We start from the raw sequence: 300 nt of genomic DNA on the forward strand, positions 1-300 counted from the left end.
ACCACCGAGACCACCAACCCCGACGGCACCCGCACCACCGTCCTCTTCCACTACACCCCCGACGGCGCCATCGCCAACGACACCCACACCACCCCCGACAGCAGCGGGCCGTCCCGCACCGGCAGCTACCTCACCGGTGCAGCAGGCCGCGAGGCACGCACCCTCGCCGGCACCCCCGACGCCGCCCGGTACCTGCACACCGACCGCCGCGGCAACACCATCCTCGAGACCGGACCGTCAGCCCAAACCCTCACCAGCCGCGCCTACACCGACTACGGCCAGGAAACCCGCCCCGACGGC

The 300-nt window shown here is 72.7% G+C and carries 1 protein-coding gene; it reads left to right on the forward strand.

Annotated features, from left to right (window positions below; genetic code table 11):
* On the forward strand, window positions 1–300 hold a 300-nt coding region (locus tag IF89_RS40060), incomplete at both ends, for a hypothetical protein (RefSeq protein WP_043195110.1).

This window comes from Streptomyces sp. NRRL F-2664 (assembly GCF_000719345.1).
Taxonomy (GTDB): Bacteria; Actinomycetota; Actinomycetes; order Streptomycetales; family Streptomycetaceae; genus Streptomyces.